Below are 24,258 nucleotides of genomic sequence, written 5' to 3'. Positions count from 1 at the left end.
AGGAGGTCTTTCCCTTTTCTGGCCTTAGAAGCCAATGGATTCCAGATATTTGCGGTTGCTTTCCGCGTCTTCCAGCGGGGTGCCGGGCAGCGACGGATCACAGTCTTGTTCAACGGTGCACCAGCCCTCGAACCCGGCATCCAGCAGAACCTGGCGGACGGCGGGGAAGTCCACATCGCCCTGTCCCAGATTGCAGAAAATACCCTGCCCACAGGCCTTGTAGAAATCGGTGCGGTTGGCAACGACATCGGTTTTCACCGCAGGATCGATATCCTTGAAATGCATATAGCTGATGCGGTCGACATTCCGCTTCATGAACGCGACCGGGTCGAATCCCGCATAAGAATGATGGCCGGTGTCAAAGCAGATTTTGAGGATGCTTTCGTCTACTTCGGATAGCAGTCGCTCCAACTCGGGCTCGAAATCCATGAACCCACCGGCATGGGCGTGAATACCAACGGTCAGGCCGTATTCTTCGCTCCCCATTTTTGCGATGGTTTCGATCTTGTCCCGGAACGCAGTCCATTCGGCCTTGTCCATTTGTTCGGCCTCATCCGCCCGTCCGGCTGTGGGCGCGCGGCGGGGTGAGATGCTGTCGATCAACACCAGGTGCTGGGCACCATGGGCCACAAGCGCCTTGCAGGTCCGCACCGAGGCATCCATGACCTCATCCCATTTGTCAGGATCATGGAAGGGGCGAAAGACAACGCCGCCGATGATGGACAGGTCATTCTTGTCCAACTCATCCCGCAGGACGGCCGGATCTTCGGGCATATACCCGATGGGGCCAAGTTCGATCCCCTTATAGCCCGCTTGCGCGCATTGGCTGAGCACCGATTGCCAGGTTGGATAGGCCGGGTCGGATGCAAATTCGATACCCCAGGAACAGGGTGCGTTGCCGATCTTGATCATGTCTTTGTACTTTCTAATAGTCGGCCACGTTGACCCAAGCGTTCGTCTCGCTTGAATCAAGCGCTGCCTTGACGACGCGATTGACTTCCAGGCCTTCCGCAAAGGTCGGCCAGATGTTTTTTCCTGTTGCGATGGCGGTCAGGAAATCCTTGGCTTCGATAATGATCTGGTCCTGATAGCCGGTCCCATGCCCGGGGCCCTGACAGAAGGGTTCGTAGTCGGGATGGGCAGGCCCTGCCAGGATCTTGCGAAAACCGCGCTCGGCCTCGGGGCCTTCCATCGTATAGAGATGCAGGGCGTTCTGATCTTCTTGATCGAACCGGATCTGCCCTTTTGTGCCTTGGATTTCATAGGCATAGCCCATCTTGCGCCCTGTCGCGACGCGGCTGAAGAACAGATGACCCAGCGCGCCGTTTTCGAACCGGCACATGAACTGCGCCTGATCATCATTGGTCACCGCAACACCACCGCGTGTGGCATGGACCGTCTCGACCTGCGCGCAAAGAGATGTGATCGGGCCGATCAGCGCCCGGGCACCATTGATCATGTGGGGTGAAAGATCCCCCATACATCCGTTGGCCATGCCTTCGGTCCGCCAATTGCCGGGCAGGTCCGCATCGGCCAGAAAATCTTCGGTATGTTCGCCGCGGAAATAGGTGACTTCCCCGATCCGGCCTTCGGCAACCAGCTGCCGTGCATATTGCGACGCGGGCGTGCGGATATAGTTGAACCCGACCATATTGATCTGACCACTGGCCACGGCCGCATCATTCATTGCGATCGAATCGGCCAGATTCTCGCCCAGAGGTTTCTCGCAGAACACCGGCTTGCCCTTGGCAAAGGCGGCCAATGCGATCTCACGATGTGTGCTTTGCGGTGAGGCTATGACGACAGCCTCGACCTTGGGGTCATCAACCAGATCACGCCAGTTGTCGGTGCCCCGTGCAAAGCCATAGGCGTGCCGATAGCGTTCCGCCGAGGCTTTGGAGGTCGCGCACACAACTTCGAGCCGTGGTCGAAGTTCGGTGTCAAACAATGTGGCGACCGCGCTATAGGCGGCAGCATGCGCCTTGCCCATATAGCCGCCACCGATGATGCCGATCCCGATTTCTGACATCCCAGCGCCCTCCCTAAAATTTTCTTGCAACCGGTTGCAAAACGGATATCCTTACTCTACCACCAAGGTCAACATACAATCGTGACCAGCGCAGAATTTGCACTATCAAAAGGGAGGAAATCCATGGGGCACGCGGCGCAGACCGTGACGCTGACCACAGCGCAGGCCATTGTTCGGTATTTGGCCAACCAATGGATCGAAATCGATGGCGTCGAGACACGAATCTGCGGTGGTGGGTTCGGTATTTTCGGGCATGGCAACGTGACCTGTCTGGGTGAGGCGCTGTATGGGCATCAAGACGAACTTCCTTTGTACCGGGGTCAGAATGAACAAGGTATGGGATTTGCCGCAGCGGCCTATGCCAAGGCTTGGCTGCGCCGTCGGTTCATGTTCTGCACCGCATCGGCAGGGCCCGGTACAGCAAACTTGCTGACCTCGGCGGCGCTGGCCCATGCCAACCGGCTGCCGATGCTGATGCTGTGTGGTGATGCCTTCCTGACACGTTTGCCCGACCCGGTCTTGCAACAGCTGGAGCATTTCGGAAACCCCACCTTTGGAACCAATGATGCGTTCAAGGCGGTGAGCCGGTATTGGGACCGCATCACCCATCCCGCACAGGTGATCCAGTCCCTGCCCGCAGCGTTGGCGACAATGCTCGATCCCGCAGATTGTGGCCCGGCCTTTATCGGCTTGCCTCAGGATGTGCAGGGCTGGACCTATGACTATCCCGTCAGTTTCTTTGATAAACGCGTGCACCGGATCCGCCGGCAGGCCCCGGATACGCTTGAAGTGGCCGACGCGGCTGCGCTGTTGAAATCGGCCAAACGCCCGATGATCATCGCGGGCGGCGGTGTGCAATATTCCGGCGCGGTGGCTGAATTGACCGCCTTTGCCGACAGCACAGGTATCCCGGTTGTCGAAACCATCGCGGGACTTGCCAACCTTGTGCATGATCACGGGCTGAACATTGGCCCGATTGGGGTGACCGGCTCGGATTCGGCCAACAATATCGCAGAAGAGGCCGATGTGATTCTGGCCGTCGGAACGCGTTTGCAGGACTTTACCACCGGGTCCTGGACCGCCTTTGCCCATGACGCAAAGATCATTGGCCTGAATGTCGGGCGCCATGATGCGGCCAAGCATATGTCGACCACGGTTGTGGGTGACGCTAAACTGGCCCTGCCCACCTTGGCGGATGCAATCGCAGGCTATGCAGCGCCCGCAGATTGGACCGCCAAAGCCAAGGCCGAGCGGGCCAAGTGGGACGAATATGTCGCCGAAAACACTCGCGTCGGAAATGGACCGGCCTCTTACGCGCAAGCCATTGGTGAGGTGAACCGCCTGTGCGATGCGCGCGACCGTGTGGTTGCGGCAGCAGGTGGTCTGCCTGCCGAAGTCACCGCAAACTGGAAAACGCTGGATATCGGAACGGTGGATGTTGAGTTTGGCTTTTCCTGCATGGGTTATGAGATCGCAGGCGGCTGGGGCGCGCGGATCGCGCAATCGCAGATGGAGCCCGACCAGGATACGATCGTGTTCACCGGCGATGGCTCATACCTGCTAATGAATTCGGATATCTATTCGTCGGTTCTGACCGACAAAAAGCTGATCATTCTTGTGCTGGACAATGGCGGCTTTGCGGTCATCAACAAATTGCAGAACAACACAGGCAATGAAAGCTTCAACAACCTGATCGCCGATACGCCAACGGCCACCAATCAGGTTGGAGTGGACTTCGAAGCGCATGCCCGCGCCATGGGGGCCGAGGCTGAAACCGTCAGCTCTCCGTCCGAGTTGGAAGAGGCGTTCACGCGCGCCAAGGCCGCCGTCCGGACCTATGTGATCAGCATGAAGGTTGATGCGTACGAAGGTTGGACCACCGAAGGCCATGCCTGGTGGGAGGTGGGCACCCCCCATGTCACCGCATCAGACAAAGTGCGCGCAGCGCATGTGGATTGGGAATCCACGCGTCCCAAGCAAAGAAAGGGCGTTTGATGTCAGCTTTGTTGGACGGCATCAAAAAGAACAACTTTGTTGTGGTTGGCCGCGCGGGGATCGATTTTTTCACCGATCCCGGTGTTGCGGCTGAGGATGCCAAGACGGTCACCGTAGGGCTAGGCGGGTCTTCGGCCAATATCGCGGCAGGTATCTGCAAACTGGGCGGTCAGGCATCGCTGGTCACGCGCGTATCGGATGACAGTGTTGGCAGCTACTGCATTGGGCAGCTGAAACGTTATGGTGTAGGCACAGAGTATGTCACACCGGTGGGCGGCGAATACCGCAACTCGCTGGCGTTTTACGAAAGCCGCGTCGAAGGCCACCGGAATGTGATCTATCGCAACGGGGCTGCGGATTTCCAAATGAATTCCGATGACGTGGCCGCTGTGGATTATGCCAAGTTCGGGGCTTTGATCACCGCCGGTACGGTTTTTGCCGCCGAACCCTCGCGCAGCGCAACGTTTGAGGCATTTGATCGCGCGAAAGCCGCAGGGCTGCCGATTATCTTCGACGTGGATTACCGCCCTTATTCGTGGCCCTCACCACAAGTGGCCGAAGAGGTGCTGAGCCGCGCGGCGGCAGCGTCGGACATGATCGTCGGCAATGATGAAGAGTTTGGCTTTATGGCAGGTGGGATCGACAAGGGTTTGGACAAGGCGCGGGCGCTGGCCGAAAGCACCGCGACCATCGTGATCTATAAGATGGGCGAAAAAGGTGCCGTTACCTTTGCCGACGGTACCGAAATCCATACCGGGATCTGGCCGGTTGAGGCGCTGAAGCCCACCGGCGCTGGCGACAGCTTTATGGCAGGCCTGGTGACCGGTCTGGCTGAAGGCCAGGACTTGCGTGCCGCGATCCTGCGCGGGTCGGCCTGCGCCTCGGTCACCGTTTCGCGCCCCGGCTGCGCGCCCGCGATGGCCGACACTCCGACACTTACGAAATTCATGGCCGAACACCCCGGCCCGACTGACGCCTGAGAGGACCCCAGATGCATATTCCACCGTTTGACAACCAGAACAAACCCATCGTCGATGTGGATGATCCCTGTGTTCCGCTGAACTATTTCAACATCGTCAAGTTGAAAAAGGGCGAGGCGTTTGAATACGCGGTGCCGGGGTACGAGACTTGCATTGTCCCGGCCACGGGCACCATCGATGTGGATATCGAAGGGTTCAAATCGCAAGGCTTGGGCGAGCGTGTCGAAGACGTTTGGGATGGCGAGCCGGAAGGCGTTTACGTGCCCACCGCCGCCAAGGCCGAGATGGTCTGTATGTCGGATGAGGCCGAGATCTTTGTCTGTGGCGCGCGCTATGACAAAGTTCTTGACGCGTTTGACGTGCGCAAGGATGAGCTGGATTTGGTGCAATACGGCTCGGACGAGACCAAAACGCACCGGAAGATCAAGCATATCCTGGGCACCAAATACCACGACAAGGTCGGGCGCTTGTTGGTGTCCGAGCTGTTTACAGTGGGTGAAGGCGGCTGGTCGGGCTTTCCCTCGCACAAGCATGATACGGATCGTCTGCCCGACGAAACTCGCCATGACGAGACCTATAATTTCCGCTTCAAGCCGAACCATGGTTCTGGTGTGCAGATGTTGCAGCGCGAGGATGGTAAACCTGGCGATGCCTATCACATCGTCGACGGATCGACGATCTGTCTGGACAGCGGCTATCATCCTTGCGCGGTGTTGCCGGGATATCAGATGTATTACTTCACCATTCTTGGCGGCCTGTCGCAGCGCAGCCTGGCTCAGTTCTTCCAGCCGTCCCATGCCTATCAGATCGAGACGATTCCAGGCATCAAGGACATGATCGCGAAGTTCAAATGACCCTTGTCACACTGAAAGACGTCCTACAGCCCGCGTTGCAGCAAGGCTATGCGGTTGGCGGGCTGGTTTGTCTGGGCTGGGAGGATATGCGCGCCTATGTGGCCGCTGCCGAGGCTGAAAATTGCCCCGTGATCCTGCAAGCCGGGCCAAGTTGCCGGGAACATACGCCCTTGCCGATACTTGGAAAGATGTTCCGGCATCTGGCAGATAAGGCCAGCGTGCCCGTGGTGGCCCATCTGGATCACGGATACACCTATGATGAGTGTTCCGAGGCGCTGGATTCGGGTTTTACGTCGCTGATGTTTGACGGCTCGCGCAAGCCGCTGGCCGAGAACATAGCCGAGACTCGCAAGATCGCCGACCTGGCGCATCAGGCGGGGATTTCCTGCGAGGGCGAAATCGGGTTTGTCGGCTATTCCGGCGGCGAGGCCTCGGCCGGGACCGACCCCAGCGAGGCGGCAACGTTTGCAAGCGAGACCGGTATCGACGCAATGGCCATTTCGGTCGGCAATGTGCATCTGCAACAGGATAAAGAAGGCGGCTTGGACGAACCCCGGATCGCCGCAATTCAAGCGCTGACACCGGTGCCTTTGGTCATTCACGGTGGTTCGGGCGTGCCTGTGGCGCAGCGTAAAGCGCTGGCAAAGAACACAAATATCTGCAAGTTCAACATCGGAACCGAGCTGCGGATGGCCTTTGGTCAAGCGCTGCGAACAGCTGTGAACGCAGATCCCGACCGCTTTGATCGCGTGACGATCTTAAAAGAAACACATGATCCGGTTGTCGCGGCTGCGCGGACCGTTCTGCAAACGCTCAAAGGGTGAGAGATGGTAAAGATCGGGATTCTGGGCTGCGGTCGCATCGGTCAGGTGCATGTACGCAGCATCAAAGCGCTGAACAATGCACAGGTCGTGGCCGTGGCGGATGCCGTCCCAAAGGCGGCAGACGCATTGGCAGCGACCGCAAGTGCACGGGTCTCTACTGCAGATGAGATCATCGCAGCGGCGGATGTAGATGCAGTGGTCATCGGCACTCCCACCGACACGCATTTCGACCTGATCCACAAGACCGCAGCCGCAGGCAAGGCGATTTTCTGCGAAAAGCCGATCGATATGTCGGTGGACAATATCCGCACCTGCATGAAAGCGGTCGAAGAGGCAGGCGTGACCTTTATGACCGGGTTCAACCGGCGGTTTGATCCGAATTTCGGCCATCTGCGCGCCCGCATCGCCGCAGGGGATATCGGCGCGGTTGAACTGGTGAGCATCACCTCTCGCGACCCTGCGCCACCGCCTGTTTCTTATATCGAACGGTCAGGCGGATTGTTCCGGGACATGATGATCCACGATTTCGACATGGCGCGTTTCCTGATGGGGGAAGAATTTGTGCGCCTTCACGCGGCCGGGTCAAATTTAGTGGACCCGGCCATTGGTCAGGCCGGAGATGTGGACACAGCCGCCGTGATCCTGACCACGGCCAGCGGCAAGATATGCCAGCTATCAAACTCGCGCCGTGCGGCTTATGGCTATGACCAGCGGATCGAGGTGCATGGTCAGAACGGCATGTTGCGGGCCGAAAACCAGTTGGAGACGACGGTGGAATACGCAACCTCGGACGGGTTCCGCCGTGCACCCGCGCAGCATTTCTTCCTTGAACGCTACGGTCAGGCCTTTGAAGCCGAGATGGCGTCCTTCGTCTCTGCGGTGACCGAAGGAACATCGGTCACTCCCGGTATTCAGGACGGGTTGCAGGCGCAGATACTGGCCGACGCGGCCAGTGCGGCACTTGAAAGCGGTCAGCCGGTCGAGCTTGGTTAATCGACTGAGAACACGTCATACGCCTTGAGCGCCTTGGCGCTATAGGCGTAGGATGGTCCGCCACCCATATAGGTGGCCATGGCCAGTGCCTCGCACAGTTCCTCGCGGGTCGCGCCCAAGCGGATCAGTGATTTGACGTGAAAGCCAATGCAGCTGTCACAGCGCGTGGCGATGGCGATGCCCAGGGCCATGAACTCTTTGGTCTTTTCGCTCAGCGCGCCATTAGTCTTGGCGGCTTTGCCCATGATGCCGAACCCGCGAGCGGTATCCGGCACCTCTTTGGTTAAGCTGCCCAGGTTGGCCTCGGTCTCGGCCATAAACTCTTTCCAGTCCATCAGGTCCCCCCTTATCCACGCTCATCCGCGCCCATGCGGCGTTCCAACCAACGTACTCCGGCGCTGATGATCAGCACTAGGATCAGATATTCGAAAATCAGCAGTGTATAGATCTCGAGCGGGCGGTATTCCGTCACCACCAGCTCATTCGCGCGGCGTGTCAATTCCTGCATACCGATGACACTGGCAAAAGCGCTCATCTTGACGATGTAGATGAACTGATTGGCCAGAGGCGGCAGGATGCGCCGGATCGCCTGCGGCAGGATCACATAGCGCATGGTCTGCACATAATTCAGCCCAACGGTCTGCGCCGCCTCGCGTTGACCGCGCGCGATGGACTGTATGCCAGCGCGATAGATCTCGGCGGTGAAGGCGCTGTCGGAAATGGCCAGCGTGATGATCGCCCCCCAGAACGGATCGATGGGGATGTTCAACGCCATGGACTTGAAAACAATCGGCAGCCCGTAAAACACCCAGAACAGCATAGGCAGCAAGGGGATGGCGCGGATAAATTCGACATAGACCCGATTGACCAGGCGCCAGCCGCGTTTTTCGGAAAGGCCGGGCAGTGCCACCAGCAAGCCAATCACAATCGACAGAGCCGCTGCGATCAGAGAAATCAGAATGGTTGCGCCCATTCCCGAGATCAGAAACTTGACGTTGGTCCAGCCCGCATCCGTTGTCGGGTTGATCACATACCAGCCCCAGGTTTGGGAGGACGAACACCCTGCCAGAAGAGCGAAAACTGCGAACAGAAGAAAGTTTCTCATCATCGCCCCTTAGTGCTGCAAGATCTGGCTGAGGAATTTGCGACACCGCTCGGACTTGGGATTGGTGAAAAAATGTTCGGGCTTTCCTTCTTCGACAATCTCTCCGGCGTCCATAAAGATCATCTTGTCAGCCACCTTGCGCGCAAATCCCATCTCATGGGTGACGACCACCATGGTCATGCCGTCATTTGCAAGCTCGACCATCACATCCAGAACTTCCGAGATCATCTCGGGATCCAGCGCCGAGGTCGGCTCGTCAAACAGCAGCACGCGCGGCTCCATACATAGCGACCGGGCAATCGCCACGCGCTGTTGTTGCCCACCAGACAGCTGAAGCGGGCGTTTATGGGCCTGATCGGGGATATGCACACGATCCAAATAGTGACGCGCCCTCTCTTCCGCGTCATGCCGTGAAAGGCCACGGGCCTTGATCGGGCCAAGCGTCAGGTTTTCCAGAACGGTCAGGTGCGGAAACAGATTGAACTGTTGAAACACCATGCCAACCTCAGAGCTGATCGCAGCGATGGATTTGGCATCATCGGTCAGCTCCACCCCATCCACACGGATGGTGCCTTTCTGGTGCTTTTCCAGCTGGTTTATGCAGCGCACAACAGTGGACTTGCCCGACCCGGATGGGCCACAGATCACCACCTTTTCGCCGCTCTTGACCGTCAGGTTGATGTCTTTGAGCACATGGAACGTGTCAAACCACTTGTTTACGCCCACAAGCTCGATCGCGGCGTCTGGCATATGAGGATCTGCCCCTGCTTTTGCTATTGATAATATTATCTTGAGGTTATCTTTCTCTTTAGGCTTAAATCAATGAACATTAGGGCAGCAAGGCGATCCGCCCCAACGGGAGAAACAGATGAACACTTTTTTGAAAGCTGCCGCAGCAGCGGCACTTGGATTGGTATTGTCAGGCGCTGCGCATGCTCAATCCGCGCTAAACGAGATACTGGATAGCGGCGTCTTGAAAGTAGGGACAACGGGCGACTGGAACCCAATGACCCTGCGCGATCCGGCGACCAACAGCTATAAGGGCTATGATATCGACATCATGAACGAACTCGCCTCCGATTTGGGGGTTGAGGTCGAATTTGTACCCACCGATTGGAAAACTCTGGTGAACGGCGTGGTGGCCGGGAAATACCACCTGACCGGCTCGGCCTCGATTTCACCGCCACGGATGAAGGTTGCGGGCTTTTCCGACAGCTACATTTCGGTCGAGCTGTTTCCCTATACCACCGAAGACAAAGCGGATAAGTTTGATGGCTATGACTCGATCAACAAGCCCGGTGTGACGGTGGCCACAACCTTGGGCACCACGTTCGAAAAACGTGTGCGTGAGTGGTTCCCCGAGGCTGAGATCAAGGTTGTCGAGGCCCCGGCGCGTGGATTTCAGGAAGTGATTGCCGGTCGGGCGGATGTGTTTATCACTTCGAATATCGAAGGTTCGACCCTTGAAGAAAAGTTCCCGGTTGTTCGGGTCAAGAATGCCGGGCCGCGCGCGCCGTCACCCATCGCGATGATCCTGCCACAAAGTGATCAGGTCTGGATCAATTATGTGAACAACTGGATCGAGGTCAAAGAAGCGCAAGGGTTCTTTGAACAGAACAAGGAAAAGTGGGGTCTGTAAGTTCATTCCCAACGCTTCCGAACGCCCGGTCTTTGGATCGGGCGTATTCTTTTTCAAAGTACATCGGTCGCGAAGCGACCGCTCTGCCAACCGTTGCGGCGCTTTGAAAAAGTAATGATGAACAGCCTTATTCACCTGCGACGGACGCGCCGGTGTTTGGGGTCTCAGAAACTTGGTTGGGTTTCGGGCGTTCTTTGAAAGGAGCACTTGGCGTAAAGCGCCAAGCCTCCAATCAGTGTCGCTAGGAAGCCAGAAGCCATGTAGAGGCTGAACGCTATCAGTATGCCATGCCCCATGATCAATGCTGTGATAAAGGTCGTAAGGCCCGTGACTACCCCCAATCCCAACACTACAATCAGCATGTATTCCATCTCCATCCCAAGCTGTGCCAGTGAGTTTTTCAGCGAAACCAGTCGCTGAGTGCACAACCTTTGCGATTATGATTTACAGAGTTTCTGGCTAAAGTGTGGCAGCCAAGTGTTAACAGCTGACTAATTTATTGAGGGAAAGTGGTGAGATTTGGCCTTGGCAAGTGGTCTGCCGAGGTTCGTGACCTACCACTTCTCACTAATCTAAGGCTATCACAAACAGGTAATAGACCAGCAATTACAGAAGTTTAAACTATGAATTCCAGCGCCAGAATGCATCTGAACCCCGGGTATATTTGTGCCCAGAGCTCATTCCGTATCCAAAAAAGAGTAAGCAGCAAAGCTTTGCCGATCAGGACTTTCCGTCGAATTCACGAGCGATTCGAGTGCTGATCATTCGTTTGGTCTGACGCAAATTGCTCATCAGACGATTCTTCGGGCGCGCTTGCTCGGCCAACGCCTGCTCGCGATCCGCCAGGTACTCATCACTTAGTTCTGGCGCGGCGGCCAGTGGCTGCGACAAATCGGGGTCATACCCAAAACGATCGAAATCAATGTGATAAAGCTCGGTAATCAAACGTATCTCGGCCTGTGACGGTTTTACCTTTTCTGTTGAAACCGACCGATAGTCACCGCGCTTGTTCACGTGCGGAAGAACGCGAGGTCCTGACTTTTCTCCGGTTATTCGGTCAAACCATGGGATCAGTGCGTCGAGCCCATGTTCGAGGTGAAAGATTTCAGCCTCAGGAGGTACGATCTCATCCATTGAAAGAAGGTGGTTATCAAATGCATAGCGTGGGTTGTCGGGCAGTGTTTCCAACCAATCGCCAAATGAAATGTCATTGATCTTACCTTCGACTTCTTTCTGGAAGTGAAACGCGCTGACGACACGTGCAACTGGATGGCGTACAATTGCGAATGAACGGTCAAAGAAGTTTTCTGGAAAAAGCCGGTCCAGCGCCGACAGGTTAATATGTTGGGGCGATGTCTTGGACCAACGTTCTTTTTCGTCAATCATGTAATATCGATTGTCTGAGAAGGCGAGCCCACCAAAACGTTTGTTTATATAGTCCGCGACTGTGGAACCGCCGCATTTTGGTACATGCGCATAGTATACGAGCTGAGTCCCGGTTCGGAAAAACGGCATGGGAAACCTTTGACAAGAACACCTTCAAGCAACGAAACAAAACGTTCCGTATTGAAGATGTGTTAGTAAATCCGGGTAGCTCAGTCTACGGCTTACAGAAATTTTTGAACAGGTGCGCGGAAATCAGCTTCAAATCAGTTATTTAGTCACTATTGTTGCCGACTTGGAAATCAAATCTCGTGCTTCCTTCTGCCCGAAGCGTGTCCACTATCGCTTCGACCATGAGTTCCGAAAAAGCATCACGTTCAGAAGCTGGGACGTGAGAAAAGTCAGGTATGTCGATTGTTTCAACGCCTGGAACGTCCTCGAAATGAATACCCTTCGCAGGAATGGCCTCTATCATTTTGTCCCAATATTGAGCTCTTGGAAAAAACTGGCTTTCGGTTTCGTACACGATATCGGCCGATGGCATCCGAACGAGAATGACGCTGCCGCCGCGTGCTTGTATTTTACCTATTTTTTCAGACAGATCTGCATAGGCTGCGTCCCAATCGAAATCTTGTGGGACCGAATTTCCCTCGGCGACGACTTTCGCTGCCCAGTCCGTGGCCCGCTGTTGCGCCCGATCTACGTCGATTACAGTAAGGTATTGCTGCCTATCATCACCGGTAATTATTATGTTTGTTCTGTTGTCCGTCCGAATGGGTCGCCCGGTCTGAGCGATATTCCTAACCATCGTCGAGAACGAATGGTTGTTGTTCCGCAGCACCATATGGCTTGCGACGGCATTGCCCATTTTGGTCTCAGCGGCACGGGCGAGATTCCAGTGGCTATGATAATATTGAACCATTTCCACCTGATCGTGACGCCCCTGATCAGGCAATAGCCACGTGGAAAGAAATGAAACAATGACGAGACCGCTGAAGTCGGTATTATCTGCAATATCTGCAAGAGCTTCGTATGGCGCCTTTCCAACATAGGCGAGGTTGTAAATGTTTGCGCCAGGCATGGCTTTGCGCAAAACGTCATGTGACAGGCCGCTTTGCGCGCGTGACGCGCCCAACAGTACCACGGCTTGAGACGAGGTATCTTTTTCAACCTGAGATCGAACAAGCGCCCACCGTGCGATCGTATTCTCGACGCTGGGCACTGCACCAAGTGATCGGATCCAATACTCGATAGAAAGAATGAGACCAAAACCAAGGGCAGCAGATAAGATGAGGGTGCCGAGAGGAGTCCAGCGCTTAGAACTGAAAATAGATGAAAGTGTCATACGCTTCCCCTCCCATCAGACCAATCATTGCCACCATGAACGCGCCGACGCATACGCGACACCAGTTCGGTATCGCCCTCACTATATCCTCGAATCGTCGACCACGCATTGTCCAGTGAATGCTGGCCAGGGAAATTGAGCAAATCAGTACGAGGAGCTTTTCAGTTGTCGGTAGATAAAACGCCGTTTCGGGATGCGAGGTGAAAAAGCTCGCATACATGTCCATGACCTGCTGGAAGCTGCGTGACCGAAAAATGATGACCAGCAACATCATGGTCATCAGAGTCATGCCCGAGAACAAGATCGTCGCGAAACGTGTTTTCCAGATTTTCCAGGACCCTATCGATCTTTGCAGCAATATCTCGATCACAATGACAAGGCCATTCAGGAAACCCCAAAGAACAAAGGTAACTCCTGCTCCGTGCCACAGGCCGATCACTGTCATCGTCATGAGTTGGGCGAAAAGCTTGTAACCAAAAGATGAGTTTTTGCCGCGAAGCGGTGCGTAAAGGTAATCTCTGAACCAACTGGACATGGAGATATGCCAGCGTTGCCAGAAATCCTGCATGCCAATTGCTGAAAATGGAGCGCGAAAGTTTTCAGGCAGACTAAAGCCCATCATCATCGCCACACCGATGGCAATAAGCGAATACCCGGCAAAATCACAGAATATCTGAACCCCAAACGCCATAGCTGACAAAAGCACCGTTTCGCTGGGCAGCGTCCCAGACTGTGCAAAGACGCTGTCAACGACAGGAGCCATCAGCCCGTCTGCGATGGCAATCTTCTCGAAGAAGCCGATGAGCACAAGTGTTCCCCCCCAGCCGAAACGCTCGCGCGTGACGACAGGAGGCCTCAGGAGTTGCGGCAGAAAGAAACGTGCACGAACAATCGGACCGGCAACCAACTGGGGAAAGAAGGTCACAAACAGCGCAAAATCCAAGAACGATCGAGTCGGCTTGGTTCGGCCGCGATAGATGTCAATCGTATAGCTAAGAGTTTGAAACGTATAGAACGAGATCCCTACGGGTAGCAGGATATTCCATGGTGCCGGCTCATAGGTGATACCAAAGGCAGCGACAAACTGCACGAACCCTTCCAACAAGAAGCTGCCGTATTTGAAATAGCTGAGTACGCCAAGATTTCCGACAAGGCTGATAATCAGCCAGAACCGCTTTTGTCTTTGGGTAAGTGCTTTTGAAATTCTGTAGCCGCTGACAAAGTCGAGGACGGTCGATAACAAGATCAACAACAGATATGGGGCGTTCCAAGAAGCATAGAACAAATAGCTCATCAGTAGCAGGATCAGCTTCTTGATCCGCCAACCAAGATTCAAAAAATAGATCGAGAACAGTACGACTGCAAAGCAGATGAAAAGGTAACTATTAAAGACCATGGCTGTCAGTGGCCTCAGTCACAACGGGTCCTCTACATTTTTGGTCTTCGCAACGTTTCATAGCTCTCTGTAATGTTTGTTCAAAAACGCAAACTTGCCTAAGCTATGTTGTTTCTAAGCCGTCATAACAAAGAATCAAAATATGAAATCGTGGCTTCCAGCCCGCTTTTCAGGTCGACCTTCGGCTGCCAGCCCAAAACATCGTTCGCGCGCTCAATAACTGGGCGCCGCTGGGTTGGGTCATCAGGGGGCAACGAGAGGTAGGTCAGCTTTGATTTGGAGCCGGTCAGCGACAGGATGGTTTCGGCCAGTTCGGTCATCGAAATCTCGACCGGGTTGCCCAAGTTGATGGGGCCGGTCACATCGTCTCCGGTGGCCATCAGGCGGCTGAGCCCGTCAATCAGGTCGGTTACAAAGCAGAAGCACCTGGTCTGGTTGCCATCGCCATAGATCGTAATCTCTTCGCCTTTGAGGGCTTGCACGATGAAATTCGATACCACGCGCCCGTCATCGGGATGCATATGGGGCCCGTAAGTATTAAATATACGGGCGATTTTTATGCGGACCTGGTGTTGTCGGTGATAATCGAAAAACAAGGTTTCGGCACAGCGTTTGCCTTCGTCATAACAACCACGCAAGCCGATCGGATTGACATTGCCGCGATAGTCTTCGGGCTGCGGATGAACCAGTGGGTCACCATAGATTTCTGATGTCGACGCCTGCAAAACCTTGGCGTTTGTGCGCTTGGCCAAACCCAGGATATTCATGGCTCCGTTCACGGTCGTTTTGATCGTTTGAACCGGGTCGTTCTGATAGTGGATCGGGCTGGCAGGACACGCCATGTTATAGATCTCATCCACTTCAAGATAGAGCGGAAAAGACACGTCATGGCGCACGAGTTCAAACGCGGGGTTGTCCATCAGCGGGACAATATGTCGCCTGCGCCCGGTCGAGAAGTTGTCGACGCAAATGACCTCGTCGCCACCGTCCAAGATCTTTCGACACAGATGAGACCCCAAAAAGCCCGCGCCGCCGGTCACCAAAACACGTTTTGGAGTGAGTTTTTCCTGAATAATCTGAGTCACGACCTTAAAACTTTGTTCTACCCATTAAACAACTGACAGTCGCAAAAAATCATCTTTGCCCGAGTAAGGCGAGCGATTTTTGCGGTATACTCGATAATACGTCTCATACCTGAGACAAAATCGGTATAGTTTTCAAGATTGTTTCCTGGCTGGTGATCTTTCGGGCGAAAATGGTAAAAAGGGGTGATATTGCCGCAAAAATGAGTGATTTTAGCTGACAAGTGTCGCCACGCCTTGCTGAGTTCGGGCAACGTTCCATGTAAGGGCATGTTTTTTAGTGATCAGGGTTTGAACAAAATATGACGGATTCAAATACAAGAAAGGCCATCATTATTGGCGGTGGCCCCGCCGGGTTGACCAACGCGTATGAGCTTTTGCGCCTTGAGCCCACCTGCAAACCTGTTGTCTTGGAAGGCGACAAGCTGGTTGGTGGAATCGCCCGTACCGAAAGCTACAAAGGTTTTCGCTTTGACATCGGTGGTCACAGATTTTTCACCAAGATCAAAGAGATCGACGACATCTGGCATGAGATCTGCGGCAAGGAATTCATCACCGTCCCGCGGCAGAGCCGGATCTTTTATCAGGGTAAGTTCTACGACTACCCCCTGAAACTGACCAATGCGCTGTATAATCTGGGTATTTTCGAATCCCTGAGTGTCATGGCCAGCTTTGCAAAATGGCGTGTTTTCCCGAGCAAACAGGAAGATACTTTTGACCAATGGGTGACAAACCGGTTCGGCAAGCGCTTGTTCGACCACTTCTTCCGGTCCTACACGGAAAAGGTTTGGGGCGTGCCCTGTTCCGAGATCCGCGCCGACTGGGCCGCTCAGCGCATTAAGGACCTGTCTCTGACCAAGGTCGTGTGGAACGCGATCTCGGGCGCCAATGATTCTTCCAGCCTGATTGAAGAATTCCAGTATCCGCGCCTTGGCCCCGGCCAGATGTGGGAACTGATGGCCGAGCATGTGGAAAACAAGGGCGGCGAAGTGCGGATGCAATCCTATGTCAAACGGGTAATCCGGGACGGGATGCGAATCACAGGTGTCGAAGTGGTGGCACAAGACCCCGAGACCGGAGAAACGCGCACTTATGTCGAAGAGGGTGATACCTTCTTCAATTCGATGGGGTTGCGCGATTTGATTCATTCTATGGATCCTCCACCCCCGGCCGAAGTGGTCGCAGCAGCAGATCGGCTTAAATACCGCGATTTCATGATCGTGACGCTGGTGCTCGATCATGCCGACCCCTTCCCGGACAACTGGATCTATGTCCACGAACCCGAAGTACGTGTGGGACGGATTCAGAATTTCCGCGCATGGTCTCAGGACATGATGGCCGACAAGACCAAAGCGTCGATCGGGATGGAGTATTTCCTCAACGACGATGAAGAGATGTGGCACACCGATGACAAAGAGCTGGTGGCGATGGCTGCACGCGAGTTGGAGCGTGTGGGTCTTGCACCTGCAAAATCGGTGATCGACGGGGCGATTATTCGCCAGCCAAAAGCTTATCCTGTCTATGATGCCGAGTATATGGAGGCGCTTGAGGTGATCCAGACCTGGCTACAACAGCTGGAAAACTTTGAAACCGCCGGACGCAATGGTTTGCATCGTTACAATAACCAAGACCATTCCATGCTGTCGTCGATTTATGCGGCGCGTAACATGCTGGGTGCCGACTACGACGTGTGGAACGTGAATGTCGAACGTTCCTATCATGAGGAGTTTCAGACAAAACCTTATGAACGGGGTGAGTCGGCCAGCGCGGCCTGACATGGACCTAGTTGGTTGCCCAGTGTTTGGACACCGGGAAAAATGGTATGAGTGACAAGGTATCAGGACCATTCCGATATGGTGGGCTTTGGCTTTTGGCCGCATTGGTCATGAGCCTGTCGGTCTATGTGTTGAACGGCGGTCTGCTGTATTATTTCGATACGGCCGGATACATGATTCAGGGGCTGAATACTCTTGAGATTCTGAACCTGTTGCCTGCGCAAGCTGCGGCGGGTGAAGGCGGTGGCGGCGGTGGAGCTCAGGTCGATACGGGTAACACGGTCAACGGATCGCGGTCACTGTTTTATGGTTTGATCGTGGCCGGTCTTACCAGCTTTGCCCGACTAGAACTGATCATGGTTTTGGGCTTTGCGACGATCTTTGCGTCGGTTTGGTTGTTGCTGCGCGTGGTTCAGCGCGCCGATCAGGTTGCTCTGTCTCCGATCGCGGTTGCCGGGGCGTCGGTCTTCGTGGCCTGTTTTGGTGCCCTGCCCTTTTATCTGGCCTATGTGATGCCCGACATTCTGGCACCGGTGCTTATTCTGGTTATCGCGCTTTTGGCTGGGTACGCAAATCGCATGAATGTCTGGGAGCTGGCTCTGGCGCTAGTGCTGGGCTTTGCTGCCGTTCTATCGCACCCCTCTCATCTTGCGATTGCGGGCCTTAGTATTCCGGTGGTCGCCGTAATTGCAGCCTTTGTTCAGCGTCGCAGCTTCTGGATTGCTCCGGCTCTGATCGGAGTGTTGGTGCTGGGTGCGGTTGCCGAACGACAGGTTTTCAAATCGCAAGTGACCGAACGCACCGGTTCGGCTGTGGTTTATAACCCCTATATCACCGCGCGGTTGATCCAGGACGGACCTGCCTATGCATATTTGGCCGATCATTGCCCGGATGCCGCCATCGCCACCTGCGCATTGTATGAGGCGTTGCAGAACTCGGACGATCCGATGCGCCTGACGGCGAGCCATATTATTTTTGAGAAAACTGAGCAGCTGGGGTCGCTGCGTCATCTGGATGACCAGGCCCAGAAAGCCATCGGGGATGAGCAATACCGGTTCTTCTTTTCGGTCTTGATGAACCGACCTGTGCATACGATTGGCGCGCTACTGGGTAATACGCTGGAACAAGCCAGCCATTTTGGAGTCTATCAGACGATCCCCAATGACAATGCGCGGCGTAATGTTTTGGAAAGCGCCAAGATCCCGGACGACACCTTTATCGATGGGCGATTAAGGCGTGACCAGGGCTGGAACAATCCGGTCTATGTGTTTCAGACCGCGCTTTATGCGGTGTCGCTGGTGGTTATTCTTGCGCTGTTGATAAAACCTTCGCCCGTATCCGGGCGGCTGAAGGCTGTGGCGGTCATGCTTGTGCTGGGCATTTTGATCAACGCCTTTGTGTGCGGAGGACTTTCGCAACCAGCGGCGCGCTATGGCGCGCGGGTGATCTGGTTGCTGCCGCTTATGGCCGTGATTTTGCTTGGCGTCTCGCGGGCGCAGGTTTTGAGATCTGGAACAATGGGGCAACCTCAATGAGTGACGTAAAGATCAGCGTGATCATGCCTGCCTTCAAAGCCGCGCATCTGTTGCCGCGCGTGTTGCCACCACTGTTGTCGATGCGCGACCGGGGCGAGGTAGCCGAGGTGATCGTGATCGACGATGTCTCGCCCGACAACACCGCTGATCTTGCGCGCAAGATGGGTGCGGATGTCTATGTCATGGACAAGAACGGAGGCCCGGGCGCGGCCCGCAATTTCGCTGCGACCAAGGCCACCGGGGATGTATTGTGGTTTGTCGACTCGGACGTAATTGCCAAGGACAACGGGGCCCGGCGCTTGCAGGAGATTTTTGGCAAGGGTGATGTGGCGGCGGCATTTGGGTCTTATGATGAAAGTCCCGAAGGCCCCTGGTTTTCACGCTACAAGAACCTGATGCACCGGTTCTATCATCAGACAGCGCGCCGTCAGGCCCGCACATGGTGGGCGGGGTGCGGTGCGATCTCGGCGGATATGTTCAAGCGTGTCGGTGGGTTTGATGTCGAAACCTATCGCATTCCTTCCATCGAGGATATCGAGCTGGGTTATCGCATACATGCAGCTGGTGGTGACATCGTGGTGGATCCCGAGCTTCAGGGCAAACATCTCAAGATTTGGTCGGTGCGCAATTCGGTCCATACCGATATCTTCTGTCGTGCGCTGCCTTGGTCGCGGCTGATTATCAATCGCGAAGGTCTGACAGATGATCTCAATACCGGGATCATGGAGCGTGTGCGGGCCGGTCTGGCGGGTCTTCTGTTTTTGTCGTTTTTGGCCACGATCGCGCAGCCCTCGCTGTGGCCGGTTCTGATCCTGCTTTTGGTGGCCGTTTTCGCCGTCAACAGCCAGCTTTTCCGCTTTATGTGGCAGGCAGGTGGCCCAACATTTGCCATCAAGGCGCTGCTTTATCATCAGTTTTACTACGTATATTCCGCAAGTGCCTTTGTTTGGTGTCTGTTTGAGTATCATGTTCTTGGCCGAAGGAATCGTTTGCATGTGCCCTGATTTCCGCAGCTTGTTTTGGTGTGAAAGGAATCCGCGATGGCTCGATTCCTGATCACCGGCGGTGCCGGATTTGTCGGCATGCATCTGTCCCACGCCCTGACCGGCGCCGGGCATGAGGTTGATATTCTTGATAATCTCTCGACCGGTCGCCGCGCCAACCTGGCGCCGGGGGTTCGGTTCCATGAAAGCGACATCAACAATACCCAGCTGCTGCGAGATGTGCTGCAAGAGATCGACGGAGTGTATCATCTGGCTGCAGTGTCCTCGGTGCAGACCTATCTGAGCGATTGGACTGGCTCGGCACGGGTCAATCTGGGGGGCACGCTTTCGGTTTTCTCGGCTGCGGCGGACGCGAATGTACCGGTTGTCTATGCCAGTTCGGCGGCCATTTACGGTGCTGCAACCGATCTACCGATCCGCGAAGACAGCCAACCCAACCCGATCTCGGGCTACGGGGCGGATAAGCTGTCGGGCGAATACCACGCTCGCGCCATGGCCGAGGTGGCGGGCCTGAATTCGGTGGGGCTGCGGTTCTTCAACATCTATGGCCCCGGCCAATCGCGCCAATCGGCTTATACCGGGGTGATCACCATCTTTCTGGACCGCTGGCTGAGCGGGGATTCGGTGGTGATCTATGGTGATGGCACCCAGACCCGTGACTTCATCTATGTGGGCGATGTCGTGCAGGCGCTCATGCGGGCCATGACCCATGCTCAGGCCGGACATAGCGATGTGTTCAACATCTGCGCGGGCACTTCGGTTTCCGTGCGTGATTTGGCCGATGGCATCGGCCGCATCACAGGCCGCGCGCTGAGCTATGACTTTGCCCCTGCCCGCCCCGGAGAGATCCACGCCTCATGCGGGTGGCCCGACAAGGCGCGCGAGATATTGGGGTTTGAGGCCCAGACAGAATTTGAAACAGGCTTGGCCCAGCTGATCGACTGGTTCAAGGCACAAGATAATGCAGTTGCCGAATAGCACGCGATGGCAGGAGCAGTTCCGAACATGACCACACAGACCACCCTGACCGAGGCAGAAGGACAGGACGCCGCGCCGCAAACGCTCAGCGTTGTGATCCCCGCCTATAACGAGGAAAATGCCGTCCGCGCGACGGTGGAAGATGTGCGCGAACATCTGGCCCCCTTGGGGATCGACTATGAGATCATCGTTGTGGATGATGGGTCCGAAGACAATACCCGCGCCGAAGCCGAGGCCAGCGGTGCGATTGTGGAATGCAATCAGGTCAATTCTGGTTACGGGGCCTCGCTGAAGCGCGGTGTGCGCCGGTCGAAATACGAATATGTCGCCATTCTGGATGCCGATGGCACCTATCCCGCGCGGTATCTGCCCGAGATGCTGGAGATGTGCCGCCATCAGGATATGGTGGTCGGAGATCGCGGTGCGGCGATGAAAAACGTCCCGCTGTTGCGGCGCCCGGCCAAGAAATTCCTCTTTGCCTTCGCCTCGTTCCTGGCCGAGCGCAAAATCAATGATCTGAACTCGGGCCTGCGGGTGTTTCGGCGGTCTGAGCTGATCCCGTTCTTGCCACTGCTGCCACAGAACTTTTCGTTTACCACAACGATCACCCTTTGCATGACGTCAAACGGCAAGCGCATGGTCTATACGCCCATCGAATATGGCAAGAGGGTTGGCAAATCGAAGATCAAACCGATTGATTTCATCAATTTCATCATTCTGATCCTGCGCATCTCGACCCTGTTCAATCCGTTGCGTGTGTTCATCCCGCTGGGGCTGGTGTTCATGGGACTGGGTCTGATCAAGCTGGTCTATGACATCTTTGTCGGCAACCTGTCGGAGAGTGCGATCTTTGCCTTCCTGGCCGCGATCATGATCTGGTCGCTTGGGTTGATCGCCGACATGATCTCGCGCCTGCATCTGAGGCCGTGACGTGACGCAAGCCCCGCATAGCCCTCGTGTCAGCCGCAAATGGTTGATCCGCGCCGCAGGTTCCGGCCTGTTGCTGGCGGTGCTGTTTTGGCTGTTGCCCTGGGATGCGATCAAGGCCGGGTTTCAGGCCACACCTTTGGGGGTCTTTGCGGCGGTTCTGGCGATCTTCGTCCTGGCCCATTTGGGGGCGGCTTTGAAATGGCGGATGCTTCTTGGCCCGGATATGCCCATCGGTACCACGTTTCGCGCGCATTTTGCCGGGCTGGCCGCAAATCTGTGCTTGCCGGGCGCCGTTGGTGGCGACGCCGTGCGTGCGGCGATGGCACAGGCGCAGCTGCGCGATGGGCCTCGGGTTGTAGCTGTGGCGATGATCGACCGGGTGATCGACATGGTCGCCTTGCTGATGCTGTCGGCACTTGGACTGTTGCTGGCGCGCGGGCATGAGACCGGCTTGGCCATCATCTTGCAAACACTGGTTGTGCTTGCTCTGGTGATCGCCGGGTTTCTGGCCCTGCCCCGGCTCTTGCCGATGATCTGGAGGGTGATCCCCGCTTTGCCCGGGCGCGGCTTTGGCGAACGGCTGGCCGACAGTTTCCGCCTGTTGGCGGCACGTCCAGCCCTGCTGGTCAGCGTGTTTCTCGCCTCAAGCGTCGTGCAGATCGTTTTGGTCTCGATCGCCTGGTGGCTGGCTGTTGCCGCTGGCGCTGGTGTGGCCTTCTGGCCCTGGCTGTTTGCGTGGCCTTTGGCGAAACTGGTGGCCGTTCTGCCGGTGTCGTTGAACGGTCTGGGCCTGCGTGAGGCCACGTTGGCCGGATTTCTTTTGCCCTTCGGGGCCCATGCACCTGCGGTGGTGGCCGCGGGCCTGATGTGGCAAGCGGTGTTGTTTGCCGCCGGCGCCTTGGGCGCAATGATATTGGTTTCGACCGGCCAGGGCCTGAGCTTTGGTCGCAAAGAGGATATTGTCAGCAGTGAATAAACCGGTGGAACAAAAACCCAAATACACCATTCTGGGCGGCGGCCCCGCAGGGCTTGCGACGGCACATCTGCTGGCGCGCGACACCGAGGCCGAGATCGCCTTGATCGACCGCGCGCCGAAGCTGGGCGGCAATGCCGGATCTTTTAAGATCGAAGGCATTATCACCGACTATGGCTCGCACCGGTTTCACCCGGCGGCGGACCCCCATGTAATGAATGAGGTCAAATCGCTCTTGGGCGATGACCTCTTGCTGCGCCCGCGCCATGGCCGGATCCGGCTGGGGGGACGTTGGATCCACTTTCCGCTCAAACTGGGGAATGCGTTGAAATCGCTCCCCCTGCCTTTCGCCACATCCTTGGTCCGCGATATGGTCACCGGCCCGCTGCGCCGTGCACCCGAGGGTCCGGCGACCTTTTCCAGCGTATTGCTGAAAGGTCTGGGGCCTACGATCTCGGAAAACTTCTACTTCCCTTATGTGCGCAAGCTGTGGGGGCTCGATCCCAGGGCGCTGGCGGTCAAATTGGCTGAACGGCGCGTGTCGGGTTCATCCGTGTCAAAGATCGTAATGAAGATGGTGCGTATGCTGCCCGGATTGCGCGGCGAGACGACGGGGCGATTCTTCTACCCCCGCAAAGGTTTTGGCCAAATCTGCGAGTCGATGGCAGAAAGCGCGCGCAAGAACGGCGCTGAAATCCGTCTGGAGGAAGGCATCGAACGGGTCGAGCGTGACGGCAACACCGTCACCGCTGTGATCACCAAAGACAAGGCCGGGGTTGAGACGCGGCACGAAAGCAGCCAGGTACTGTCAACCATTCCACTGACCGCGCTTCTGAAAGCCATGCATCCGGCGCCACCGCCCGAGATCGTTGCGGCCGCCGAGGCGATCCGGTTCCGCAGCATGATCCTGATCTACATGGTGCTCGAAACCGGCCAGTTCACGGAATATGACGCACATTATTTCCCCGAGATCTCGATCCCGATCAGTCGGATGTCGGAGACCAAGAACTACAACAACGTGACCGCCCCCGAAGGCCTGACAGTTTTGTGCGCCGAGCTGCCCTGCGACCCAACCGATCCCTGGTGGGAGATGTCTGATGATGAGCTGGGCGCGCATTTCCAGCAATGGCTAGGCAGCGTGGATCTTCCGGTGAATGTGCCAGTGCGCAAAGTGATTACGCGGCGTCTGTCGCATGCCTATCCGGTCTATGATGTGGACTATGCCGATCACTTCGCCGTGGTCGATGACTGGCTGGAATCGCTGGATGGGCTGGTCAACTTTGGCCGTCAGGGCCTTTTTGCCCATGACAATACGCACCACGCCTTAGCCATGTCGTTTGGCATCGCCGATTGTCTGGGGGCCGATGGGTCTTTCGATCAGGCGAAGTGGACGCAATACCGCGAAAAATTCTCGCATCACGTGGTGGAGGATTAGACG

At 55.9% G+C, this 24,258-nt stretch carries 22 protein-coding genes; 13 read left to right on the top strand and 9 right to left on the bottom strand.

The annotated features are described in order from the left end of the window. Positions 1-24: 24 nt before the first annotated feature. Together GOV38_RS13605 and GOV38_RS13600 are read right to left on the bottom strand one after the other, a co-directional pair. A complete protein-coding gene (locus GOV38_RS13605) occupies positions 25-912 on the bottom strand; it encodes a sugar phosphate isomerase/epimerase (protein WP_171102194.1) in 888 nt (295 codons plus the stop codon). A gap of 13 nt (positions 913-925) precedes the next feature. Continuing rightward, positions 926-2,029 (bottom strand): Gfo/Idh/MocA family protein, encoded by a 1,104-nt coding sequence (locus GOV38_RS13600; RefSeq protein ID WP_171208300.1) that lies wholly within the window; start codon positions 2,027-2,029, stop codon positions 926-928. Between the two features lie 123 nt (positions 2,030-2,152). Here GOV38_RS13600 and iolD point away from each other — a divergent pair, with 123 nt between their 5' ends. Genes iolD through iolG form a run of 5 tightly spaced genes read left to right on the top strand, consistent with a single transcriptional unit; the run spans position 2,153 to position 7,675 of the window. Beyond that, positions 2,153-4,024, top strand: a complete 1,872-nt coding sequence (gene iolD, locus GOV38_RS13595; protein ID WP_171208299.1) for a 3D-(3,5/4)-trihydroxycyclohexane-1,2-dione acylhydrolase (decyclizing) — start codon at positions 2,153-2,155, stop codon at positions 4,022-4,024. Then, entirely contained in the window at positions 4,024-5,004 is a 981-nt protein-coding gene (locus GOV38_RS13590; protein ID WP_171208298.1) for a PfkB family carbohydrate kinase, read from the top strand. The genes iolD and GOV38_RS13590 overlap by 1 nt, the downstream gene beginning before the upstream one ends. An 11-nt stretch (positions 5,005-5,015) precedes the next feature. Next, entirely contained in the window at positions 5,016-5,858 is an 843-nt protein-coding gene (locus GOV38_RS13585) for a 5-deoxy-glucuronate isomerase (RefSeq protein WP_171208297.1), read from the top strand. Further along, on the top strand, positions 5,855-6,682 hold the full coding sequence (locus GOV38_RS13580) for a class II fructose-bisphosphate aldolase (protein WP_171133195.1): 828 nt from the start codon (positions 5,855-5,857) through the stop codon (positions 6,680-6,682). The genes GOV38_RS13585 and GOV38_RS13580 overlap by 4 nt, the downstream gene beginning before the upstream one ends. A 3-nt stretch (positions 6,683-6,685) precedes the next feature. Further along, positions 6,686-7,675, top strand: coding sequence for an inositol 2-dehydrogenase (gene iolG / locus GOV38_RS13575; protein WP_171208296.1), 990 nt, complete (start codon positions 6,686-6,688; stop codon positions 7,673-7,675). Here iolG and GOV38_RS13570 read toward each other — a convergent pair. Genes GOV38_RS13570 through GOV38_RS13560 form a run of 3 tightly spaced genes read right to left on the bottom strand, consistent with a single transcriptional unit; the run spans position 7,672 to position 9,530 of the window. Next, positions 7,672-8,010, bottom strand: a complete 339-nt coding sequence (locus tag GOV38_RS13570; RefSeq protein WP_171102187.1) for a carboxymuconolactone decarboxylase family protein — start codon at positions 8,008-8,010, stop codon at positions 7,672-7,674. The two genes, iolG and GOV38_RS13570, sit on opposite strands and share 4 nt — an antisense overlap. Before the next feature lie 11 nt (positions 8,011-8,021). Beyond that, entirely contained in the window at positions 8,022-8,780 is a 759-nt protein-coding gene (locus tag GOV38_RS13565; RefSeq protein ID WP_171208295.1) for an amino acid ABC transporter permease, read from the bottom strand. A 9-nt stretch (positions 8,781-8,789) separates the two neighbouring features. Continuing rightward, a complete protein-coding gene (locus GOV38_RS13560; RefSeq protein ID WP_171133192.1) occupies positions 8,790-9,530 on the bottom strand; it encodes an amino acid ABC transporter ATP-binding protein in 741 nt (246 codons plus the stop codon). 118 nt (positions 9,531-9,648) lie between these two features. Here GOV38_RS13560 and GOV38_RS13555 point away from each other — a divergent pair, with 118 nt between their 5' ends. Next, the gene (locus GOV38_RS13555; protein ID WP_171208294.1) at positions 9,649-10,419 is read left to right on the top strand and encodes a transporter substrate-binding domain-containing protein; all 771 of its coding nucleotides are present in this window, start codon (positions 9,649-9,651) and stop codon (positions 10,417-10,419) included. A 720-nt stretch (positions 10,420-11,139) separates the two neighbouring features. Here GOV38_RS13555 and GOV38_RS13550 read toward each other — a convergent pair. The 4 genes from GOV38_RS13550 to GOV38_RS13535 all read right to left on the bottom strand — a co-directional run bounded on the left by GOV38_RS13550 (position 11,140) and on the right by GOV38_RS13535 (position 15,628). Continuing rightward, on the bottom strand, positions 11,140-11,934 hold the full coding sequence (locus GOV38_RS13550; RefSeq protein ID WP_171133190.1) for a sulfotransferase family 2 domain-containing protein: 795 nt from the start codon (positions 11,932-11,934) through the stop codon (positions 11,140-11,142). Positions 11,935-12,076: 142 nt separating this feature from the next. Then, positions 12,077-13,147: a hypothetical protein gene (locus GOV38_RS13545; RefSeq protein ID WP_171136743.1), complete on the bottom strand. Its 1,071-nt coding sequence runs from the start codon at positions 13,145-13,147 to the stop codon at positions 12,077-12,079. Further along, positions 13,119-14,441, bottom strand: coding sequence for an MBOAT family protein (locus GOV38_RS13540; protein WP_171208293.1), 1,323 nt, complete (start codon positions 14,439-14,441; stop codon positions 13,119-13,121). The genes GOV38_RS13545 and GOV38_RS13540 overlap by 29 nt, the downstream gene beginning before the upstream one ends. A 224-nt stretch (positions 14,442-14,665) precedes the next feature. Beyond that, positions 14,666-15,628, bottom strand: a complete 963-nt coding sequence (locus GOV38_RS13535) for a UDP-glucuronic acid decarboxylase family protein (protein ID WP_371808503.1) — start codon at positions 15,626-15,628, stop codon at positions 14,666-14,668. Between the two features lie 299 nt (positions 15,629-15,927). On the opposite strand from GOV38_RS13535, the gene GOV38_RS13530 reads away from it, so the two are divergent. Genes GOV38_RS13530 through GOV38_RS13500 form a run of 7 tightly spaced genes read left to right on the top strand, consistent with a single transcriptional unit; the run spans position 15,928 to position 24,255 of the window. Then, positions 15,928-17,400, top strand: coding sequence for an NAD(P)/FAD-dependent oxidoreductase (locus GOV38_RS13530; RefSeq protein WP_171208292.1), 1,473 nt, complete (start codon positions 15,928-15,930; stop codon positions 17,398-17,400). A gap of 47 nt (positions 17,401-17,447) precedes the next feature. Then, positions 17,448-18,935: a hypothetical protein gene (locus GOV38_RS13525; protein WP_171208291.1), complete on the top strand. Its 1,488-nt coding sequence runs from the start codon at positions 17,448-17,450 to the stop codon at positions 18,933-18,935. Further along, on the top strand, positions 18,932-19,939 hold the full coding sequence (locus GOV38_RS13520; RefSeq protein WP_171208290.1) for a glycosyltransferase family 2 protein: 1,008 nt from the start codon (positions 18,932-18,934) through the stop codon (positions 19,937-19,939). Before GOV38_RS13525 ends, GOV38_RS13520 begins: the two co-directional genes overlap by 4 nt. Positions 19,940-19,975: 36 nt before the next feature. Then, a complete protein-coding gene (locus GOV38_RS13515) occupies positions 19,976-20,917 on the top strand; it encodes an NAD-dependent epimerase/dehydratase family protein (RefSeq protein WP_171208289.1) in 942 nt (313 codons plus the stop codon). Positions 20,918-20,944: 27 nt separating this feature from the next. Further along, positions 20,945-21,847, top strand: a complete 903-nt coding sequence (locus GOV38_RS13510) for a glycosyltransferase family 2 protein (protein ID WP_171208288.1) — start codon at positions 20,945-20,947, stop codon at positions 21,845-21,847. A 1-nt stretch (position 21,848) separates the two neighbouring features. Beyond that, complete coding sequence (locus GOV38_RS13505) at positions 21,849-22,823, top strand: lysylphosphatidylglycerol synthase transmembrane domain-containing protein (protein ID WP_171208287.1); 975 nt, start codon at positions 21,849-21,851, stop codon at positions 22,821-22,823. Then, a complete protein-coding gene (locus GOV38_RS13500; protein WP_171208286.1) occupies positions 22,816-24,255 on the top strand; it encodes an FAD-dependent oxidoreductase in 1,440 nt (479 codons plus the stop codon). The genes GOV38_RS13505 and GOV38_RS13500 overlap by 8 nt, the downstream gene beginning before the upstream one ends. Positions 24,256-24,258: the final 3 nt, after the last annotated feature.

This window comes from Ruegeria sp. HKCCA5839 (assembly GCF_013035585.1).
GTDB lineage: Bacteria > Pseudomonadota > Alphaproteobacteria > Rhodobacterales > Rhodobacteraceae > Ruegeria.
This window is presented reverse-complemented; position numbering and strand designations above follow the sequence as displayed.

What these genes read in the sequence shown, in the direction of transcription:
- GOV38_RS13550 (WP_171133190.1), bottom strand. Translation starts at nt 11,934, where the DNA reads ATGCCGTTTTTCCGAACCGGGACTCAGCTCGTATACTATGCGCATGTA.
- GOV38_RS13545 (WP_171136743.1), bottom strand. Translation starts at nt 13,147, where the DNA reads ATGACACTTTCATCTATTTTCAGTTCTAAGCGCTGGACTCCTCTCGGC.
- GOV38_RS13570 (WP_171102187.1), bottom strand. Translation starts at nt 8,010, where the DNA reads ATGGACTGGAAAGAGTTTATGGCCGAGACCGAGGCCAACCTGGGCAGC.
- GOV38_RS13510 (WP_171208288.1), top strand. Translation starts at nt 20,945, where the DNA reads ATGACCACACAGACCACCCTGACCGAGGCAGAAGGACAGGACGCCGCG.
- GOV38_RS13585 (WP_171208297.1), top strand. Translation starts at nt 5,016, where the DNA reads ATGCATATTCCACCGTTTGACAACCAGAACAAACCCATCGTCGATGTG.
- GOV38_RS13555 (WP_171208294.1), top strand. Translation starts at nt 9,649, where the DNA reads ATGAACACTTTTTTGAAAGCTGCCGCAGCAGCGGCACTTGGATTGGTA.
- GOV38_RS13530 (WP_171208292.1), top strand. Translation starts at nt 15,928, where the DNA reads ATGACGGATTCAAATACAAGAAAGGCCATCATTATTGGCGGTGGCCCC.
- GOV38_RS13605 (WP_171102194.1), bottom strand. Translation starts at nt 912, where the DNA reads ATGATCAAGATCGGCAACGCACCCTGTTCCTGGGGTATCGAATTTGCA.
- GOV38_RS13590 (WP_171208298.1), top strand. Translation starts at nt 4,024, where the DNA reads ATGTCAGCTTTGTTGGACGGCATCAAAAAGAACAACTTTGTTGTGGTT.
- GOV38_RS13580 (WP_171133195.1), top strand. Translation starts at nt 5,855, where the DNA reads ATGACCCTTGTCACACTGAAAGACGTCCTACAGCCCGCGTTGCAGCAA.
- iolG (WP_171208296.1), top strand. Translation starts at nt 6,686, where the DNA reads ATGGTAAAGATCGGGATTCTGGGCTGCGGTCGCATCGGTCAGGTGCAT.
- GOV38_RS13515 (WP_171208289.1), top strand. Translation starts at nt 19,976, where the DNA reads ATGGCTCGATTCCTGATCACCGGCGGTGCCGGATTTGTCGGCATGCAT.
- GOV38_RS13525 (WP_171208291.1), top strand. Translation starts at nt 17,448, where the DNA reads ATGAGTGACAAGGTATCAGGACCATTCCGATATGGTGGGCTTTGGCTT.
- GOV38_RS13560 (WP_171133192.1), bottom strand. Translation starts at nt 9,530, where the DNA reads ATGCCAGACGCCGCGATCGAGCTTGTGGGCGTAAACAAGTGGTTTGAC.
- GOV38_RS13540 (WP_171208293.1), bottom strand. Translation starts at nt 14,441, where the DNA reads ATGAGCTATTTGTTCTATGCTTCTTGGAACGCCCCATATCTGTTGTTG.
- iolD (WP_171208299.1), top strand. Translation starts at nt 2,153, where the DNA reads ATGGGGCACGCGGCGCAGACCGTGACGCTGACCACAGCGCAGGCCATT.
- GOV38_RS13565 (WP_171208295.1), bottom strand. Translation starts at nt 8,780, where the DNA reads ATGAGAAACTTTCTTCTGTTCGCAGTTTTCGCTCTTCTGGCAGGGTGT.
- GOV38_RS13520 (WP_171208290.1), top strand. Translation starts at nt 18,932, where the DNA reads ATGAGTGACGTAAAGATCAGCGTGATCATGCCTGCCTTCAAAGCCGCG.
- GOV38_RS13600 (WP_171208300.1), bottom strand. Translation starts at nt 2,029, where the DNA reads ATGTCAGAAATCGGGATCGGCATCATCGGTGGCGGCTATATGGGCAAG.